Origin of the sequence: Asanoa sp. NPDC050611 (genome assembly GCF_040654855.1) — a bacterium.
Lineage (GTDB): Bacteria > Actinomycetota > Actinomycetes > Mycobacteriales > Micromonosporaceae > Asanoa.
The window spans coordinates 20,359-37,009 of record NZ_JBFAIU010000032.1 but is presented as its reverse complement, the minus strand read 5'-3'; the positions used below and the strand labels follow the sequence as shown (position 1 = coordinate 37,009).

At 71.7% G+C, this 16,651-nt stretch carries 20 protein-coding genes and 1 tRNA gene; 11 read left to right on the top strand and 10 right to left on the bottom strand.

What is annotated here, in order from left to right:
* From AB0H87_RS07980 to AB0H87_RS07965, 4 genes are all read right to left on the bottom strand, one after another.
* Positions 1-1,393 (bottom strand): extracellular solute-binding protein (locus tag AB0H87_RS07980; RefSeq protein WP_360141489.1); only part of this gene is annotated, 1,393 nt, incomplete at its 3' end.
* 80 nt (positions 1,394-1,473) lie between these two features.
* Positions 1,474-2,517: a LacI family DNA-binding transcriptional regulator gene (locus AB0H87_RS07975; protein WP_360141495.1), complete on the bottom strand. Its 1,044-nt coding sequence runs from the start codon at positions 2,515-2,517 to the stop codon at positions 1,474-1,476.
* A gap of 171 nt (positions 2,518-2,688) precedes the next feature.
* Positions 2,689-2,976, bottom strand: a complete 288-nt coding sequence (locus tag AB0H87_RS07970) for a hypothetical protein (protein WP_360141486.1) — start codon at positions 2,974-2,976, stop codon at positions 2,689-2,691.
* Positions 2,976-3,320: a metalloregulator ArsR/SmtB family transcription factor gene (locus AB0H87_RS07965; protein WP_360141483.1), complete on the bottom strand. Its 345-nt coding sequence runs from the start codon at positions 3,318-3,320 to the stop codon at positions 2,976-2,978. Before AB0H87_RS07965 ends, AB0H87_RS07970 begins: the two co-directional genes overlap by 1 nt.
* Positions 3,321-3,453: 133 nt before the next feature.
* Between AB0H87_RS07965 and AB0H87_RS07960 the strand changes: the two genes are divergently transcribed.
* From AB0H87_RS07960 to AB0H87_RS07945, 4 genes are all read left to right on the top strand, one after another.
* Positions 3,454-4,656, top strand: coding sequence for an FAD-dependent oxidoreductase (locus tag AB0H87_RS07960; RefSeq protein WP_360141480.1), 1,203 nt, complete (start codon positions 3,454-3,456; stop codon positions 4,654-4,656).
* A complete protein-coding gene (locus AB0H87_RS07955) occupies positions 4,653-5,537 on the top strand; it encodes an RNA polymerase sigma-70 factor (protein WP_360141477.1) in 885 nt (294 codons plus the stop codon). The genes AB0H87_RS07960 and AB0H87_RS07955 overlap by 4 nt, the downstream gene beginning before the upstream one ends.
* A 101-nt stretch (positions 5,538-5,638) precedes the next feature.
* Positions 5,639-5,809, top strand: coding sequence for a hypothetical protein (locus AB0H87_RS07950; RefSeq protein ID WP_360141474.1), 171 nt, complete (start codon positions 5,639-5,641; stop codon positions 5,807-5,809).
* Between the two features lie 19 nt (positions 5,810-5,828).
* Positions 5,829-6,569: a DUF899 family protein gene (locus tag AB0H87_RS07945; protein ID WP_360141471.1), complete on the top strand. Its 741-nt coding sequence runs from the start codon at positions 5,829-5,831 to the stop codon at positions 6,567-6,569.
* Here the strand turns inward: AB0H87_RS07945 and AB0H87_RS07940 are convergent.
* Both AB0H87_RS07940 and AB0H87_RS07935 read right to left on the bottom strand, forming a co-directional pair.
* Positions 6,524-7,660 carry a HAMP domain-containing sensor histidine kinase gene (locus AB0H87_RS07940; protein WP_360141468.1) on the bottom strand — a complete coding sequence of 379 codons (1,137 nt, stop codon included), beginning with the start codon at positions 7,658-7,660 and terminating at the stop codon, positions 6,524-6,526. The genes AB0H87_RS07945 and AB0H87_RS07940 overlap by 46 nt on opposite strands.
* Positions 7,647-8,306, bottom strand: a complete 660-nt coding sequence (locus AB0H87_RS07935; RefSeq protein WP_360141465.1) for a response regulator transcription factor — start codon at positions 8,304-8,306, stop codon at positions 7,647-7,649. The genes AB0H87_RS07940 and AB0H87_RS07935 overlap by 14 nt, the downstream gene beginning before the upstream one ends.
* A gap of 81 nt (positions 8,307-8,387) precedes the next feature.
* Between AB0H87_RS07935 and AB0H87_RS07930 the strand changes: the two genes are divergently transcribed.
* Genes AB0H87_RS07930 through AB0H87_RS07920 form a run of 3 tightly spaced genes read left to right on the top strand, consistent with a single transcriptional unit; the run spans position 8,388 to position 10,839 of the window.
* A complete protein-coding gene (locus tag AB0H87_RS07930) occupies positions 8,388-9,101 on the top strand; it encodes an ABC transporter ATP-binding protein (RefSeq protein WP_360141462.1) in 714 nt (237 codons plus the stop codon).
* On the top strand, positions 9,098-10,120 hold the full coding sequence (locus tag AB0H87_RS07925; protein WP_360141459.1) for an ABC transporter permease: 1,023 nt from the start codon (positions 9,098-9,100) through the stop codon (positions 10,118-10,120). The genes AB0H87_RS07930 and AB0H87_RS07925 overlap by 4 nt, the downstream gene beginning before the upstream one ends.
* Positions 10,121-10,125: 5 nt before the next feature.
* Positions 10,126-10,839 carry a DUF2071 domain-containing protein gene (locus AB0H87_RS07920; RefSeq protein ID WP_360141456.1) on the top strand — a complete coding sequence of 238 codons (714 nt, stop codon included), beginning with the start codon at positions 10,126-10,128 and terminating at the stop codon, positions 10,837-10,839.
* On the opposite strand, the gene AB0H87_RS07915 is transcribed toward AB0H87_RS07920, so the two are convergent.
* The 3 genes from AB0H87_RS07915 to speB are packed head-to-tail and all read right to left on the bottom strand — an operon-like array spanning position 10,823 to position 13,319.
* The gene (locus tag AB0H87_RS07915) at positions 10,823-11,236 is read right to left on the bottom strand and encodes a VOC family protein (RefSeq protein ID WP_360141453.1); all 414 of its coding nucleotides are present in this window, start codon (positions 11,234-11,236) and stop codon (positions 10,823-10,825) included. The genes AB0H87_RS07920 and AB0H87_RS07915 overlap by 17 nt on opposite strands.
* A 4-nt stretch (positions 11,237-11,240) precedes the next feature.
* Entirely contained in the window at positions 11,241-12,269 is a 1,029-nt protein-coding gene (locus AB0H87_RS07910; RefSeq protein ID WP_360141450.1) for an MBL fold metallo-hydrolase, read from the bottom strand.
* Positions 12,270-12,320: 51 nt separating this feature from the next.
* The gene (gene speB / locus AB0H87_RS07905; protein WP_360141447.1) at positions 12,321-13,319 is read right to left on the bottom strand and encodes an agmatinase; all 999 of its coding nucleotides are present in this window, start codon (positions 13,317-13,319) and stop codon (positions 12,321-12,323) included.
* Positions 13,320-13,453: 134 nt separating this feature from the next.
* Between speB and AB0H87_RS07900 the strand changes: the two genes are divergently transcribed.
* Together AB0H87_RS07900 and AB0H87_RS07895 are read left to right on the top strand one after the other, a co-directional pair.
* Positions 13,454-13,912 carry a hypothetical protein gene (locus AB0H87_RS07900; protein WP_360141444.1) on the top strand — a complete coding sequence of 153 codons (459 nt, stop codon included), beginning with the start codon at positions 13,454-13,456 and terminating at the stop codon, positions 13,910-13,912.
* Between the two features lie 53 nt (positions 13,913-13,965).
* Positions 13,966-14,916 (top strand): hypothetical protein, encoded by a 951-nt coding sequence (locus AB0H87_RS07895; protein ID WP_360141441.1) that lies wholly within the window; start codon positions 13,966-13,968, stop codon positions 14,914-14,916.
* Here the strand turns inward: AB0H87_RS07895 and AB0H87_RS07890 are convergent.
* Positions 14,913-15,716, bottom strand: coding sequence for an S-methyl-5'-thioadenosine phosphorylase (locus tag AB0H87_RS07890; RefSeq protein WP_360141438.1), 804 nt, complete (start codon positions 15,714-15,716; stop codon positions 14,913-14,915). The two genes, AB0H87_RS07895 and AB0H87_RS07890, sit on opposite strands and share 4 nt — an antisense overlap.
* 132 nt (positions 15,717-15,848) lie before the next feature.
* On the opposite strand from AB0H87_RS07890, the gene AB0H87_RS07885 reads away from it, so the two are divergent.
* Both AB0H87_RS07885 and AB0H87_RS07880 read left to right on the top strand, forming a co-directional pair.
* Positions 15,849-16,439: a YqgE/AlgH family protein gene (locus AB0H87_RS07885; protein WP_360141435.1), complete on the top strand. Its 591-nt coding sequence runs from the start codon at positions 15,849-15,851 to the stop codon at positions 16,437-16,439.
* A gap of 74 nt (positions 16,440-16,513) precedes the next feature.
* Positions 16,514-16,586, top strand: a tRNA-Ala gene (locus tag AB0H87_RS07880).
* Positions 16,587-16,651 lie beyond the last annotated feature (65 nt).

Sequence of the window (16,651 nt, the reverse complement as noted above, 5' to 3'; positions counted from 1 at the left end):
GTCGAGGTCCGGGAAGTAGCCGTAGGACAGCGCGGGCGGGTCTCCCGCGTGGCCTAGGCCGGCCGGCCTGGCGGGCGGCGTACTTACCGGTGATCTCCTTGACGCCGTCGTCGTACGGCTTGGCGATCGAGTCGAGCACCTGGTCGGGCGTCTTCGAGCCGTTGATCAGGCTCTGGAAGCCCGAGACCAGCACGTCGTAGTAGCCCGGCACCGGCCAGTCCGGGTAGAACGCCAGACCGTCCTGCTGGCTGATCGTGTTGAAGTTCTCGATCAGCTTCTTGTTCTTCTCGTCGGTGATCTGCGAGGCGTCGGCCGCGACGGGAACGCCGCCGTTGTTGCCGATCAGGGCCTGGATCTCCGGGCGAAGGGTGATGTCGATGAAGTCGTACGCGAGGCTCTTGGCCTTGCTGTTGGTCGGCACGACCCACAGGTTGCCGGACGAGCCGGCCTGGAACTTGTTGCCGGGGAACAGGAACGAGTCCCAGTTGAACTTGATCTCGTCCTTGAATCGGCCGTACCACCAGCTACCGGAGACGATCATCGGCGCCTTGCCGGAGATGAACGAGACGCCCATGTCCTCGGCCTTGAGGCTCGCGGAGTCCTTGGCGACGTAGCCCTTGCCCACCCAGTCGGCGAACGTCTCCGCGCCGTGCTTGAGCGGGTCGGCCTTGAAGTCGACCGGGTTCTTGTAGAGCTGGTAGTTGTCGACGAACGCGCGGTCGGCCTTGCTCAGCGCCAGCTGGTAGAAGAGCTGGCCGGCCGGGTACTCGGCGCCGGCCTCGGCCAGCGGCGTGATGCCCTTGGCGACGAACGCGTCCATCGCCTTGGTGAACTCGTCGTACGTGGTCGGCACGGCGATGCCGTTCTTGTCGAACAGGTCCTTGTTGTAATAGACCATGACGTACTCGCCGTAGTTGGGCACGCCGTACCAGTTGCCCTCGCCCATCACGCCCTTGTCGCTGTAGCGGGCGGTGGTCTGCAGGCTCGGGCTGAGCTTCTTGTCCCAGCCGCGCTTCTCGGTCTCTTCGCTCAGGTCGGTGAGCAGGCCCTGGGAGGAGAGCAGGCCGGCGGTGGCGTTGCCCTTGTTGTACTCCATGATGTCCGGGCCTTCGGACGAGTTGATGATCATGCCGGCGTTCTGCTGGATCTGCTCGAACGCCTTGCGCTCGAACTGGACCTCGACGCCCGGGTGCTCGGCCTTGAAGGTCTCGATCGCCTTGTCCCAGGCGATGCCCATAGCGCTGTTCGCGCTCTCGTAGTGCCAGAGCTTGAGCACCTTCGCGTCGCTGCCTTCGCCGCCGCCGCCCTCGTCGCCGCTGCCACACGCGGTCACTGTCGTGGCCGCTATGGCGGCCAGTGCGACCGCAACGCCCAGCTTGCGGAATCGCCCCATTGCTATCCTCCTGGTGAGTATCGAGCCGGTACTTACCTGCCCGTCGTCGTGTTGCAGCACGGCGGCGGGCCCTTTGTTCGTCAGCTGCCCGGCGGTCCCGAGCCGGTCAGCTTCTTCGTCGGTGTCGCTGGACAGGTCGAGCCCCGGATCTCCAGCACGCACGGCAGCAGTTGCTGGTGGCTGTCGCCGCCGACGCCGTCCAGCTTCCGCAGCAACGCCTCGACCGCGATCCGGCCCAGGGCCGAGCCGGGTGAGGTCATCGCGGTCAGCGCGGGGTGGGCCAGCTCGGCCACCTGCGGTGAGGTCACCATGGACACCACCGAGACGTCATCGGGCACGGCGCGCCGCCGGACCGCCAGCTCGCCGAGGATGCCGAAGATCGCGTTCTCGTTCATGGCCAGCACGGCCGTCAGGTCCGGTGCCAGCTCGAGGGCGGCGGCGAGCGCGGCCCGCCCGCCGGCGGCGCTGTCCTCGGCCGCGATCATCACGGGCTCGAGGCCGTGCCCGACCATCGCCGCGGCGAAGGAGTCCCGGGTGCGCACGGCGGGCCCGTAGCCGGCCGCGATGGCAGCGGTCGAGTGGTTGACGTAGACGATCCGGCGGTGACCGAGCGCGACGAGGTGCGCGACGGCGTCCCGGACGGTCTGGTCGAAGTCGATGTCGACGTAGGAGAGATCCGCGGGCTCGCTGGTGCGCCCGATCAGCACGAACGGCACGCCGGCTTCCTGGAGTGCGGTGACCCGGCCGTCCTGGACCTGGACCTCCATCAGCACGACGCCGTCGAGCATCCGCTGGGTGGCGAGCCGGCGCAGGTCGTCGAGGTCGTCCGCGCCGACGGGGGAGAGCACCAGGTGGTAGCCGGCGGCGCTGGCGGCGGCCGCCGCTCCGGTCACGAACGCGGTCTCGGTGGCACCGAGACCGCGTTCGTCGATGGGCATCAGGAGGCCGACTATCCGGCTGCGCCGGGTGGCCAGGCCGCGGGCCATCGCGTTGGGCTGGTAGTCGAGCTCGGCCATGGCCGCGAGCACCTTGTCGCGGGTGGCCTGGGAGATGGGCCGTGTGCCGGTCAGCACATAAGACACGGTGCTGACGGAGACGCGGGCGAGGCGTGCGACATCATGCATGGTGGCCACGGCGCGCACCTCCCCTGATCAGCGGTGGGATCGCTCCCGCTGCGGTTGTCGAAGCGTTTCGACTAACCGGTTCGATGGGACGGTAAGACACGCGTTACGGCGACGTCAATAGCTGATGTCGGATCGTGAACCGGGGCGTCCGTGTCTGATCCGCGGAGATTGTCAGCCCGCGGCGGGGGTCTCCCAGGGATCGCCGACCTCTTTGAGGACGCGCTCGAGTGCGGCGGTGCGCTCCTGGACGCTCCGCAGCTCCGCGGTCGTCGCGGCCAGCTGGCGGGCCGTCTCCTCCTGCGCGGCGGTGGCCTGCTCGACGAGCCGGCGGTAGGCGTCCTCCCGCGACACCGACATCCGCGCCCGCCAGGTCGCGGCGACCTGGACGATCACCACGACGACGATCGCGCCGGTGAACAGCAGGGCGCTCGCCCCCATCAGAGCCTCTTGCCAGGTCATCACTGCTTCTCCTTGTCCGCGTCACTCGTGCGCTGGTCGGGGGCGGTCAAGGTCGCGACCGCGGCCGCGATGACCTCTGGGGTCAGGGACAGCGAGAAGGGGGTCACCGTCACGTAGCGGATGGCGTGCCCCTCGTCGGACAGCTCGGTCTCGCTGGTCACGAGCCCGGCCGCGGCGAGCTTGCTCAGGTGCGCGTGCACCAGGGGGCGGCTCAACCCCACCTGCCGGGCCAGCTCGGTGACGTAGCGGCGGCCGTCGGCGAGCACCGCCAGCATCCGCAGCCGCTGCGGGCTGGCCAGGGCGTTCAGCACCCGGACCAACTCGTCACCCTCCACCGCCGTCAACCTCCAGTGTTGTGCGTCAACAAAATGTTACGTATCAGAACGGGACCTTGTCGAGTGCTCTGGCTCACTGGGGGTCACAAAACGCCTGACGCGCGGTGTCTTGAGGCCACACCTTGGAGACGAAGGAGTAGCCATGCCCGAGAAGACCGAGGTCGTCGTGGTCGGCGGCGGATACGCCGGCGTGCTGGCGGCCAACCGCCTGACCCGGCGCGACGGCGTGACGGTGACCCTGATCAACCCGCGCCCGGCCTTTGTCGAACGGATCCGCCTGCACCAGCTCGTCGGTGGATCGGACGACGCCGTCGTGGACTACCGCTCGGTTCTCGCCGGCGCCGTGCGGCTCGTGGTCGACACCGCGACCCGGATCGACGCGGCCACGCGGCGCGTGACGCTGGCGAGCGGTGGCAACCTCGCCTACGACTATCTGGTCTATGCCGTGGGCAGCGGGAGCGCCAGCCCGAGCGTGCCCGGTGCGGCGGAGTACGCCTACCCGATCTCGACCTTCGAGGACGCGGAGCGGCTGCGGCCGGTCTTCGACGCCGCGCCGGCATCGGCACCGCTGACCGTCGTCGGTGCCGGGTCGACCGGCATCGAAACCGCGTCCGAGCTGGCGGAGCTGGGCCGGAAGGTGACCCTCGTCTGCGGCCGGGTCCTCGGGGCCTACCTGCATCCGCGGGCCCGCCGGGCGGTGGCGAAGCGGCTCGTCGCGCTCGGCGTGACCCTGGTCGAAGGTCCCGGCGCGACGGTGACGAGCGTGACCCGCGAGGCGGTCCAGCTCGCCGACGGCCGCGAGCTACCCAGCAGCGTCACCATCTGGACCGCGGGATTCGGCGTGCCGGACCTCGCCGCGCGCAGCGGGCTGCGCACCGACTCCGTGGGTCGCCTGCTCACCGACGAGACGCTCACCAGCGTCGACGACGCTCGCATCGTCGCGGCCGGCGACTCGGCGGCGCCATCGGACCTGCCGGTGCGGATGAGCTGCCAGTCGGCGGTGCAGTTGGGCCCGCAGGCCGCCGAGACGGTGCTGAGCCGGATCGCCGGAGCGCGGCCCACCACCTTCGACGTCGGACTCTTCGGGCAGTGCATCAGCCTGGGCCGCGGCGCCGGCGTCGTGCAGTACGCCCACCGGGACGACACCGTGACCGGGGTGTTCCACCTGGGCGGTCGCAGCATGGCGTTGCTCAAGGAGGGCGTCTGCCGGAACACCGTCTGGCAGCTTTCGCACGAGGCCCGCAAGCCCGGGTCGCTCGACCTGTGGTTCAAGGACCGCGGACGCCGGACGGTGCTGCGGACCAGGGCCGGCGCGGCGGCGGCGCTGGGAGAGGCGATGAGATGACTGATGAGGCGACCGAGGCCTTCGTCGCCCAGCGGAACCTGCTGTTCACCGTCGCCTACGAGATCCTCGGATCGGCGGCCGACGCGGAGGACGTGCTGCAGGAGACGTGGCTGCGGTGGGTCAAGGTCGATCTGGATGAGGTGCGCGACCAGCGCGCGTACCTGATCAGGATCACCACGCGCCAGTCGCTCAACCGCCTGCGTACCGTGCGGCGGCGCAAGGAGGCGTACGTCGGACCGTGGCTGCCGGAGCCGCTGCGCACCGCGCCGGACACGGCCGACGACGCCGAACTGGCCGAGAGCGTCTCGATGGCGATGATGCTCGTCCTCGAGACGCTCTCGCCGACCGAGCGCGCCGTCTTCGTGCTGCGCGAGGCGTTCGACGTCAGCTACGACGAGATCGCGGCGGCCGTCGGCAAGAGCCAGGCGGCGGTGCGCCAGATCGCCCACCGCGCCCGGCGCCACGTCGACGCCCGCCGCCCGCGCAAGGCGGTCTCGCCGAACGAGCGGCGCGCGGCGCTGGAGGCCTTCCAGCGGGCGGTCGAGACGAGCGACCTGCGGTCCCTGCTCGACGTGCTCGCGCCGGACGTGGTGGTGATCAGCGACGGGGGCGGCGTCAAGCTGGCCGCGCTGCGGCCGATCGTCGGCGCGGAGAAGGCGATCCGGATGTTCGTCGGCAGCATGCGAAAGGTCGGCGGCACGCTCACCACCGAACCGACCGTGATCAATGGCAGCCCGGCGTTGCTGTTCCGTCTCGACGGCGAGATCGACGGGGTGGCCGCGCTCCGGATCGAGAACGCCCGCGTCACGGGCATCTACTACGTCCGCAACCCGGAAAAGCTGTCCCGCCTCGACTCCCAGACCCCGCTCACCCTGCGCTGAACCGAAGCGGTTGCAGCAACCATTTGGTTGCTATATGGTTGTGGCAACCGGATGGTTGCTATCGAGGGGAGCGTCCGATGTTCGTTCCGACCGCCATAGTCATGGCTGACAACGCGACCAGGCAGCACGTGCTGTCCGCCCGCCCGACAGCGCCCACGACGTGTGAGCCCCGGCGCCCGCGGGCCGTGCGCCGGCTGACCGTGGCAACGTTGCGCCGGGTCGCCGACAGCCTCGAGAGGCGCGGCATGCAGACCCCGGCGCCCACGCACTGACAACGACTGGAGGCGAATCATGAACGACCAGACACCTGGCCCGGCCCTTCCGCCCGTCGTGGACAGGAAGACCTGGCAGCAGGCGCGGGAAGCACTTTTCGCGCGGGAGAAGGCGCACACCCGCGAAGGGGACGCGATCGCGGCGGCCCGGCGGCGACTGCCCATGGTGGAGGTCGATGCGACCATCGAGGTCATCGGTCCCGACGGACCGGTCACGATCCTCGACGTGTTCGAAGGCCGCAAGCAGCTCATCGCGTACTTCCACGCCTGGTGGCCCGGCCGACCCGCCGCCGAGCAGTGCGAGGGCTGCACGTTCTTCAACAGCCAGGTCCGCGAGCTGTCCTACATCCACTCCCGCGACGCCACGTACGCCACCCTGTGCAAGGGTCCGTATGAGGAGAGCATCCGCTACCGGGACTTCCTGGGCCTGGACATGCCGTGGTACTCGGTCGCGGAGACGGCGCCGCGACTCCTGGAGGGTCGTGACTGGCAACGCCACCACCTGGTCTGCTACGTCCGCGACGGCGAGCGCGTGTTCGAGACGTACTACACCGGCGGTCGTGGCGTCGAGATCATGGCACCCACCCACGGGCTGCTGGACATGACCGTCTACGGCCGCCAGGAGGCGTGGGAGGACTCCCCGGACGGCTGGCCGCAGCCCTGGGGTGACGCCAGGAACCCAGAGGTCTGGCGCACGAACGGACGCCCGATCGCTCAGTGGTCCCGCATCGAGGCCGGCCGCTCCGACGAGCTGACCTGACCGCCGGCGGCGAAGGTGACCGTGACGGTGAGGCCGCCGCCGGGGTGCGGGGTCACGCGCAGGTCAGCGCCGTGGGCCTCGGCGATCGCGCGGACGATCGCCAACCCGAGCCCGCTCCCCGCGGTGCCCGTCCTCGGGGTGGTGAGGCGTTGGAACGGGGTCAGGATCCGGTCCACGGCATCCGCCGGCACGACCGGGCCCGTGTTGCTGATCGTGAGCACCGTCCCGTGCCGAGCCGCCCCGACGCGGTCGACCAGGCCCGGCGTCCGACGCGTCCCGACGTCGACCCGCCCGCCGTCGACGTTGTGGCGGATCGCGTTGTCCAGCAGGTTGCCGACCAGGCTGGCGAGCAGCGTCGGGTCGCCCTCGGCCACCACCGCCGGCTCGAGGTCGGTGTGGATCATGACCGGTGCCGGGTCACGGGCCGCCAGCGCCCGCGCGACCAGCGCGGCCAGGTCGACCGGCTCGGTCGTCACCCGGCCTTGTTGACCCTGCGCCAGCGCGAGCAGGCCCGCGACCAGCCGTTCCTGTTGCTCGCCATTGCGCAACAGGTCGGCCAGGGCCGCGCGCATCGACGTGGTGTCCGCGTCCGGGTCCGTGAGGGTCAGCTGGATCAGCGCCCGTTGGGCCGTCAGCGGCGTCCGCAACTCGTGCGACGCGTCCGCGACGAAGCGACGTTGGGCCGCGTACGCGCCGTCGAGTCGCGCGTACAGGTCGGCGAGCGTCGCGGACAGGGCCGCGAACTCCGCGTAGCGGCCGAGCTCGCCGTGTCGCGGCAACCGGTCCGCGCTGGCTCCCGAAGCCGCGGACGTCAGCTCCCGCAACGGCCGCAACGCCCGGCCGGCCAGCGCCCACCCGATCGGCGCGGCCACCAGCGCCACCACGACCAGCCCCACGCCGACGGCCACCAGGACCGACCCGGTGTTGCCGGCGTCCACGCCGCCGGGCCCGGCACCCACCGCCTCCGTAGACCGCCCGGTCCACGCACCCAGCCCGACGATGGCCACCGGCACCGCGCCCAGGAGCACCGCCGCCGCGCCGTAGACCACAGCCAGTCGGGCACGCAGCCGCGGCCGCTCAACCGCCGACACGATAACCACCCTCCCGTACCGTCGTGATGATCGGCGGGTCGCCCAGCTTGGACCGCAGCCGGCTCAGCGTCGTCTTGACCGTCGTGGTGAACGGGTTCGCGGCCTCGTCCCAGACGTGGTTGAGCAGTTCCTCCGCCGACACCACCAGACCGGGCCGCGCCGACAGATACGCCAGCACCGCGAACTCCTTCGGGCTCAACGACACGGGCCGCCCGCCGCGGGTGACGGTCCGGCGGGCCGGGTCCACTTCCACGTCACCACAGCGCAGCACCGCCGGCACGGGCGAGCCCAGCCGCCGGCCGAGCGCGCGGACCCGCGCCACCAGCTCCGGGAAGTCGAACGGCTTGGTCAGGTAGTCGTCGGCGCCGAGGTCCAGACCGTGCACCCGGTCGGCGAGCCCGCCGGCCGCCGTGAGCATCAGGATCCGGGCCGGCAGGCCGCGCGAACCCACGAACCGGCACACGTCGTCGCCGGACACCGAAGGCAGGTCGCGGTCGAGCACCACGACGTCGTACGGCGTCACGTCCAGCCGTTCCAGCGCCGCGCCCCCGTCGGTGACGACGTCCACGGCCATCCCCGAGCGCCGCAGCCCGGCCCCGATGGTCCGGGCAAGCAACTCGTGATCCTCCACGACCAGCACCCGCATCGGGCCAGCATGCCAGCCACCGGGTGACAGCTGGGTGACTGTGACCGGGCTGGCACCGCTGCCCGCGTAGACATCGTCGGCATGATCCTGGAGACCGAATCGCTCGCCAAGCGGTACCGCCGGCGGTGGGCCCTGCGCGACTGCACGCTCGCCGTGCCCGAAGGCGCGATCGTCGGCCTGGTCGGGCCGAACGGTGCCGGCAAGACCACCCTGCTGCACCTGATCGTGGGGCTGCTGGCGCCCACAGCGGGGACCGTCCGCGTGCTCGGCGGCGCCCCCGACCGAGCGCTGCAGGCCGGCCGGGTCGGGTTCGTCGCGCAGAACGCTCCGACCTACCCGAACCTCACCGTGGCCGACCACCTCGACCTCGGAAAATGGCTCAACCCGCGCCGCTGGGACACGACTGCGGCCCGGGAGCGGGTCGACCGGCTCGGCCTGCCAGCCCGGCAACGGGCCGGCCGGCTCTCCGGCGGCCAGCGCGCCCAGCTCGCCCTCACGCTCGCCCTGTCGAAACATCCCGACCTGCTCGTCCTCGACGAGCCCGTGGCCAGCCTCGACCCGCTGGCGCGCCGCGCGTTCCTCGACGAGACGGTCGCCGCCGCGACGGCCACCGGGACGGCGACGCTGCTCTCCACCCACCTCGTCGCCGACCTGGCACACACCGGCACCCACGTCGTGGTCGTCACCGGAGGCCGGATCCGCCTCGCCGCCACGACCGCGGCCCTCGGCACGACCCCGGCCGAGCTGGAGCGCGCGATCCTCGACCAACTCGGCCAGAGCGAGGAGCTCGCATGATCAGGCTCGCCCTCCGCCAGTTCCGGGCCTCGGCCTGGACCGCCGTGCTGGCGTTGGCCACCGTCGCCGCCGCGGTCCTGGCAACCCGGCCCGACCTCGTCGACGCCCACCGCGCCTGCGGACCAGACCTCTCCTGCCAGGCCGCGTTCGCCCTCGACAACATCCCCGTCAGGACGGCGTTCGGCCTCGTGGTGATCGTCGCGCCCGCCCTCGTCGGCGCCTTCTGGGGCGCACCGCTGGTCGCGCGGGAGGTCGAAGCCGGCACCCACCACCTGGTCTGGGCACAGAGCATCAGCCGAACCCGTTGGCTGGTCTCGCGACTGGTGGTCGTCGGCACCGCCACCGCGGCGGCGACCGCGGTGCTCAGCGCCCTCGTCACCTGGTGGGCCGTCCCGCTGGACGAGGCGGCGGCGGCCGCCTACGGCACCTTGGACCAGCGCGACCTCGCGCCGATCGGCTACGCCCTGTTCGCGCTCGCCCTCGGTGTGTGCGCCGGCCTCCTGATCCGGCGGACGCTGCCGGCGATGGCCGTGACCCTCGCGGGCCTGCTGACCGCCCGGATCGTCGTGACGGAATGGATCCGCCCGCTCGCGGCGACTCCACGGACGCATTCGATGCCGCTGGACCCCGACACGACGGGGTACGGCGCCGCCGGCAACATCCTGCTTGGTGTCGGGCCGAGCACCCTCCAGCCGACGACACCGGACATCCCGAACGCCTGGATCCAGTCGGTCGACGTCGTCGACAAGGCGGGAAAGCCACTCCCCAACGAGGTTCTCCACGCGACCTGCCCGACGCTCGACCAAGGGCACGGCGGCCCGGCCGGCCCGGTGCCGGAGGCCGTGCGGCAGCGCATGCACGACTGCGTCGCCCGGATCGGCGAGACCTACCACGAGGTCGTCACCTACCAACCGGGCAGCCGCTACTGGCTCTTCCAGTGGTGGGAGCTGGGAGTGTTCGTCGTCCTGACGGCGATTCTCGGCGGGTACGCACTCCACCGCCTCCGCCGCATACCGTAGGAGGCGTGAGCGTCTCGCCAGTGGTCGACCGGCCGGTCATGTTCCAGACCTGGCGCGATCTGACGTTCCTGCACTGGCGCTACCCGGCCCAGGTCGTCCAGGACGTGCTGCCGCCCGGTCTCACGGTCGACACGCACGACGGCGCCGCCTGGGTCGGGCTCGTGCCGTTCGTGATGTCCGGTGTACGCGCGCCGTACGTGCCGGCCCTGCCCTGGCTCTCGCGCTTCCCGGAAACCAACGTCCGCACCTACGTGCGCGGCCCCGACGGCCGCACCGGCATCTGGTTCTGCTCCCTCGACGCCGACCGGTTGGCGCCCGTGGTGGTCGCCCGGCTCACCTACGCGCTCCCCTACCACTGGGCGCGGATGGCGGTCAGCGTCGACGGGCCCAGGCACAGCTACCGCAGCCGCCGGCACCAGCACCCGGACCAGCGCTGCTCCGCCACCGTCCACGTTGGTCAGCCGATCCCCGAGCCGACACCGCTGGACACCTTCCTGACCGCGCGCTTCCGGCTCTACAGCGTCTGGCGCGGCGGGATCGTGGCCGCCGACGCGCAGCACGGACCGTGGCCGCTGCGCCGGGCCGAGCTGGAACACCTCGACGAGAACCTCGTCGAGGCGGGCGGCCTGCCGGCACCCACGGGCGATCCGCTCGTGCACGCCTCCGCCGGCGTGCTCGTGCGGGTCAGCGGGTGGCGCCGGGTCAGGGCCGGCTCGTGATCTGCTGCACCGCCCACGCGTTGCCGTCGGGGTCGGTGAAGTTGACGAAACCGACGTTGTTGAGGTCGTCGCCCTCCTGACGGGCCCGCGGCCCGGACGACCCGTAGACGACGATGTCGCCCACCTCGACGCCCCGCGCGACCAGCTCGGCGCGCGCCGCGTCCAGGTCGTTGACCACGAGCTGCAGGCCCCTGAGCGAGCCCGGCGGCATGTCGGGCACCGCGCCGAAGCCGATCACCACCGAGCAGCCCGAGCCCGGCGGGGTCAGCTGCACGATCCGGAAGCCCGGCCCCACCGTGTCGTGGTCGACCGCGAAGCCGAGCTTGTCGGCGTAGAACTCCTTCGCACGGTCCACATCGGATACCGGCACCACGACGACTTCCAGGGTCCAGTTCATCCGCTCAGGCTAGCCGCCACGCGTCGACGTCGCTGTCCGCCCGCACCAGCTCGCCGCGTCGGGCCAGGTGGGCGAGATGGGCGTACGTCTCGCCCACGGCCGAGCGCCGGATCATCCCCTGCACCTGCGGCCACGGTCGCGACCACGTGAGTCGCGAGGCAAGATCCCAGGTCGTCGCGCCCGGCGTGGCCGACACGAGACCGGTGACCTCGGCCAGCCGCGCGGCGTGGTGGGCGTGCAGCGCGGCGACCCGGTCGCGCAGCCCGGCAAACCGGTACTCGTGCGCCGGCAACACCTCGTCGGCCGGCAGTTCACCCGTGCGGGTGAGCGAGCGGAGGAAGTCACCCAACGGATCCGCGGTCTGTCCCGGATGGAGGGTGATGTTCGGGCTGATCCGCGGCAGCACGTGGTCACCGGCGAGCAACAGCCGCCGGTCCTCGTCGAAGAAGCAGAGATGCCCGGCCGTGTGCCCGGGTGTCCACACCGCACGGACGCCGGCCACCGGCCGGTCGCCGTCCTCGATGATCCGGTCCGGCTCCGCGAGCGCACGGAACCGCCGCGCGTCCTCGATCGAGCCGACGGTCTCGGCGACGTCGCCGTCGCCGCCGCCGCGGGCGCGTACCCAGGCGGTGATGTTCTCGACGAAGGCCGTTGGGTCGCTGCGGCCCTTCACCGCGGCCGCGTCCAAGGCGTGCATGCCGATCCAGGCGCCCGACGCCTCGCGCACCGCGCCGGCCAGGCCGTGGTGGTCGGCGTGCCAGTGGGTGACCAGCACCGCCCGCACGTCGGTCAGCGCGTAACCGCACTCCGCGAGCCCGGCGACCAGGGCCGACCACGCGTCGTCGGCCGGCCAGCCCGCGTCGACCAGGGCCACGCCGTCGGGCAGGGCCAGCGCGTACACCAGGACATAACGCAGTGGGCTCCCGGTCATCGGCACGGGAATCGACCACAGGCCGGGCCGGACCAGCTCCACCGGCGGCAGCTCCTTGCGCTGCCAGGCGGCGCGTTGCGCGGTGCCGGTGACCTCGACCATGCGTCGATCAGACCGCGACCGGCCGGTCAGGACAATCGCTGGTGACCAATCTCATCGGTCGAGCAACGGCCGGGTCGGATCCCAGACGCCGCCTCGGCGGCGGTACGCGATGGCGGACAGCGCCTCGAGCACGACCCGGTTGGCGAGGAAAGCGGTCACCTCGGCGTGGTCGTAGGGCGGCGACACCTCGACCACGTCGACGCCGACGACGGGCAGCTCGAGGCAGACCCGGCGGACCGCGTCGAGCAGCTCGCGGGAGGTGAGCCCGCCGGGCTCGGGCGTGCCGGTGCCCGGCGCCATGCCCGGGTCGACCACGTCGACGTCGACCGAGAGGAACACGCCGTCGCAGTCGTCGACCGCCGTCGCGAACGCCTCGGTCAGGCAGGTGTCGAGCCCGCGGGCGACGATCTCGCTCATCTCGTACGCCCGCATGCCCTGCGCGGCCATCCAGTCGAGCGTCTCCGGACCCGGCCAGTAGCCGCGCAGGCCGATCTGCAGGAACCGGTCGCCGCGGGCGGCACCCGACTCGATCAGCCGCCGCATCGGCTGGCCGTGCCCGAGCAGCGAGCCGAACTCGGTGTTGCCGGTGTCGGCGTGCGCGTCGAAGTGGACCACCGAGACGCGGCCGAAGCCGTGTGCCCGGGCCACGCCGGTGACGTCCGGCAGCGCGATCGTGTGGTCGCCGCCGAGCACGACCGGGATCGCGCCGTTGCCAGCGATCGTCGCCACCGCCTGCTCGATCACCCGGACGCTCTTCTCGATGTCGCCGGAGAAGCACTCGACGTCGCCGGCGTCGTACACCCTGATGTCCTTGAGCCCGTCGGTGCGCAGCGCGAGCGCCGGCCGCGACCCGTCGTGCGGCAGGTAGCAGGCCTGGCGCATGGCCGACGGGCCGAACCGCGTGCCGGGCCGGTGCGAGGTGCCGCCGTCGAACGGCGCGCCGAGGATGACCACGTCGGCGTCGGCCCAGGCGGCGGGCTCGTCAAGATCGCAGGGCGACACGCCGAGGAAGGTGATGTCGGGTCCGTACATCGCGCCGTACCGGGTCATGGTCAGCCACGCTAGCGGGTCCGCCGGTGCCGGTGTGATGTGGAGATGCGAACGGGTTTCGCCGTTCCCCTTTACAGCTTGCTGTGACCGCCGTCACTATCGGTGCAAGGGTCTTCGAGACCGGGAGGTGTGCGGTGGGCGGCACACAACCAACCTTCACGGACGCGCTTTCGCTGCAGGTGGCGCGGCGGCATCGGGCGGCGCTGCTCCGCGAGATCCAGATGTTCGAGCACGCGATCGCGTCACCGGGTGCCGAGCCGGGCTGGCACGAGCGGGTGACCGTCCGGCTGCGCGCCCTGCGCGCGGCGTTCGCGGAGCACATCGTGGTGACCGAGGGCGAGGACGGCCTCTACGCCGAACTGCTCGAACACGCACCGCGGCTGCACCGCCGGGTCCAGGTGCTGACCCGGGAGCACGCGGCCATCGCGGTGTCGATGTCGGCGATGCAGCGCCGCGCCGACCTGCCGGGCTCGCGGGTCGAGGAGCTGCGCCGCTGCGGCGGTGAGGTGCTGCGGGCACTGTCCAGGCACCGGCAGCGCGGCGCGGACCTGGTCTACGACGCGTACGAGACCGACATCGGGGGAGAAACCTGACCTGATCGGGTGATCTCCCGGAACCGGTGGGTCGGCCGGATCGTCTCAACGGCATGGTCTTCGTACGGGCGGTTCGTCTCGCCGCCGTCGCCGGTGTTGTCTTCGTCGTGGCGCTGTCGGCGTGTGCCGCGCCGGGCCGGGTCGGCGACGGCGGCGGGCTCGGCACGCCCGCCGATGACCACGAGGCCGTCGCGCAGTGGGCGGCCGAGGTCGCGGACGCCTGGTCGCCGACGGGCGACGCGTGGCAGCGCGGGTTCGTGCCGCTGCAGGACCCGATCACCGTCGAGGGCGCGCTGCTCGAGCCGGAGAAGCGGGCGCTCGCGGCCGGCTGGTGGGCCTCGGCGGTCCCGCTGCCCGCCGACCGGCCGGCGCGCGGGAGCGTGGTGTTCCGCGACGGGGCACTGCCCGTGACGGTGGTGAGCGCCGCGGAGGCGTACCAAGAGATGGATCTTGGTGATCCGCCGCCGTGCGTCTCTTCTTCGCCTTCCCCGGTCGATCCGTCCGCGGGGCCGGACGGGTCGGTGTCCGCGCCCGCCGGCGGTGACTGCGTCGGGTTGACGGTGCGGGGCGTGTCGCTCTCCTCGGTGGAGATGCGCACGAGCCGGGGTGTCGCGACCGTGCCGGCGTGGCGGTTTCAGCTCGACGACGGCCGGGCGGTGCTGCGCGCCGCGGTGGCCGACCCGTCGCCGGTCCCGTCGCCCGCCGCGACGCCGACGCGCGCGGCACCACCGGGGATCGTCGCGGCCCAGGGCGTCACGGGCGTGTCGGGGCTGGAGGTGCACTACCAGCTCGGCGTCGGCGCGTGCGACCGCGACATCACGCCGATCGTGGCCGAGCGCCCGGACGTCGTGGTGGTCACCGGCGGCGTGACGCGGGCCGAGGGCGAGTGCACCGACCAGCTGCTGATCGAGCCGGTGAGCGTGACGCTGGCCGAGCCGCTGGGCGATCGGCCGGTGCTCGACGGGCTCAACGGCACGCTGCTGCCGGTCGGGCCGGGCTTCTAAGGCAGGTTGATCGGGAGCTTCAGGCCGTCGAGGGCGTGGCCGCACGGGCAGTCGCGGTCGAGCGGGATGGTGGCCAGCGCGTCCATCAGGATGCCGCGCAATTTGGCGGTGTTCTCGCCGAACACCCGGAAAACCTCCTCCTGTGTGACGCCGTGGTCGCCCTCGACGCCGGCGTCCAGGTCGGTGACCAGGGCGATCGTGGTGTAGCAGAGGGCGAGCTCGCGGGCCAGGACCGCCTCCGGGTAGCCGGTCATGTTGACGACGGCGCCGCCCAGCGAGGTGAACCAGCGGGACTCGGCGCGCGTGGAGAACCTTGGCCCTTCGACGACGACCATGGTGCCGGTTCCGGTGGGGTTGATCTTGTTGCGCTGCGCGGCTTCGTCGAGCGTCCTCCGGCCCACCGGGCAGTACGGGTCGGCGAAGTTCACGTGCACCGCGCCGGCGTCGTAGTAGGTCTGCGTGCGGCCCGAGGTGCGGTCGAGCAGCTGGTCAGGAATGACGAACGCGCCCGGGCCCAACTCGGGTCGCAGCCCCCCGACCGCGCAGGGTGCCAGGATCTGCCGCACGCCGAGCGAGCGGAGCGCCCACAGGTTGGCCCGGTAGGGGATCCGGTGCGGCGGGAAACGGTGGTCACGACCGTGCCGGGGCAGGAACGCCACGTCCCGGTCACCGACGCGGGCGACCGTGATCGGGTCGGACGGCTTGCCGTACGGGGTGTCGACGTCATGCTCCGTGGCATCGTCGAGCAAGGCGTAGAGACCCGAACCGCCGATTACCGCAAGCTCCGCGCGTGCTGTCACTTTCATCCCTCTCGCCGAGGCTGTCAGCCTTAACCATGGCCGTAGGTCAGGCTAGGGTGCGAGACATGTGTTGCGCGTGGATGGTCGCGCCTGATGTCCTGTCCCCGTGCGGCGGGTTCGGGGGGTAGGCGCGTGCACGGCGAAGGGCAGGCGATCGGGGGCCGGTCGATGGAGTCGATGACCGGTCGACTCCTGGTGGCCACGCCGGCGCTCAAGGACCCGAACTTCGATCGTACGGTCGTGCTGCTCGTCGCCCACGAGCCCGGCGGCGCCCTCGGCGTGGTCCTCAACCGGGCGACGGAGGTCGCGGTCTCGGACGTGCTCGGCGCGTGGGGTTCCCTGGCCCGCGACCCGGCGGTGCTGTTCGAGGGCGGCCCGGTGCAACCGGAGTCGGCGATCTGCCTGGCCCGCATGCGCGCGCAGCGCCCACGGATGCGCGGCTTCCACCCGGTCTCGGGCTCGATCGGCACGCTGGACCTGTCCATCGATCCTGATGCGCTGCGGGAGAAGCTGACCTGCATACGGGTCTTCGCGGGCTACTCGGGCTGGTCGCCGGGCCAACTGGAGGAAGAGATCCAGAGCGGCTCGTGGTTCGTCTTCGACGCGCTGCCGGGAGACGCCTTCGTCGACCGCCCGGACGACCTGTGGCCGATGGTCCTCCGCCGCCAGGGCGGCATCCTGTCGGCGGTCGCCCACTTCCCGGCGGACGTGGCCCTCAACTGACCCACCCTGCAAGATGACCCCGGGGTGGGGCATGTGTAATATTGCGCGAGTGCCCGGGACACCGGGTGCGATTTGGGGCCGTGGCGCAGCTGGTAGCGCACCACACTGGCAGTGTGGGGGTCAGGGGTTCGAGTCCCCTCGGCTCCACAAATCGGGCGGTTAGATCTGGTTCGCGTTTGCGAACGAGATCTAACCGCCCAATTTGTGTCGCA

Coding starts and splice junctions, on each gene's coding strand:
- AB0H87_RS07925 (WP_360141459.1), top strand. CDS start 9,098: ATGATCAGGCTCGCCCTCCGCCAGTTCCGGGCCTCGGCCTGGACCGCC.
- AB0H87_RS07945 (WP_360141471.1), top strand. CDS start 5,829: ATGAACGACCAGACACCTGGCCCGGCCCTTCCGCCCGTCGTGGACAGG.
- AB0H87_RS07930 (WP_360141462.1), top strand. CDS start 8,388: ATGATCCTGGAGACCGAATCGCTCGCCAAGCGGTACCGCCGGCGGTGG.
- AB0H87_RS07950 (WP_360141474.1), top strand. CDS start 5,639: ATGGCTGACAACGCGACCAGGCAGCACGTGCTGTCCGCCCGCCCGACA.
- AB0H87_RS07975 (WP_360141495.1), bottom strand. CDS start 2,517: ATGCATGATGTCGCACGCCTCGCCCGCGTCTCCGTCAGCACCGTGTCT.
- AB0H87_RS07955 (WP_360141477.1), top strand. CDS start 4,653: ATGACTGATGAGGCGACCGAGGCCTTCGTCGCCCAGCGGAACCTGCTG.
- AB0H87_RS07910 (WP_360141450.1), bottom strand. CDS start 12,269: ATGGTCGAGGTCACCGGCACCGCGCAACGCGCCGCCTGGCAGCGCAAG.
- AB0H87_RS07960 (WP_360141480.1), top strand. CDS start 3,454: ATGCCCGAGAAGACCGAGGTCGTCGTGGTCGGCGGCGGATACGCCGGC.
- AB0H87_RS07970 (WP_360141486.1), bottom strand. CDS start 2,976: ATGACCTGGCAAGAGGCTCTGATGGGGGCGAGCGCCCTGCTGTTCACC.
- AB0H87_RS07935 (WP_360141465.1), bottom strand. CDS start 8,306: ATGCGGGTGCTGGTCGTGGAGGATCACGAGTTGCTTGCCCGGACCATC.
- AB0H87_RS07915 (WP_360141453.1), bottom strand. CDS start 11,236: ATGAACTGGACCCTGGAAGTCGTCGTGGTGCCGGTATCCGATGTGGAC.
- speB (WP_360141447.1), bottom strand. CDS start 13,319: ATGACCCGGTACGGCGCGATGTACGGACCCGACATCACCTTCCTCGGC.
- AB0H87_RS07895 (WP_360141441.1), top strand. CDS start 13,966: ATGGTCTTCGTACGGGCGGTTCGTCTCGCCGCCGTCGCCGGTGTTGTC.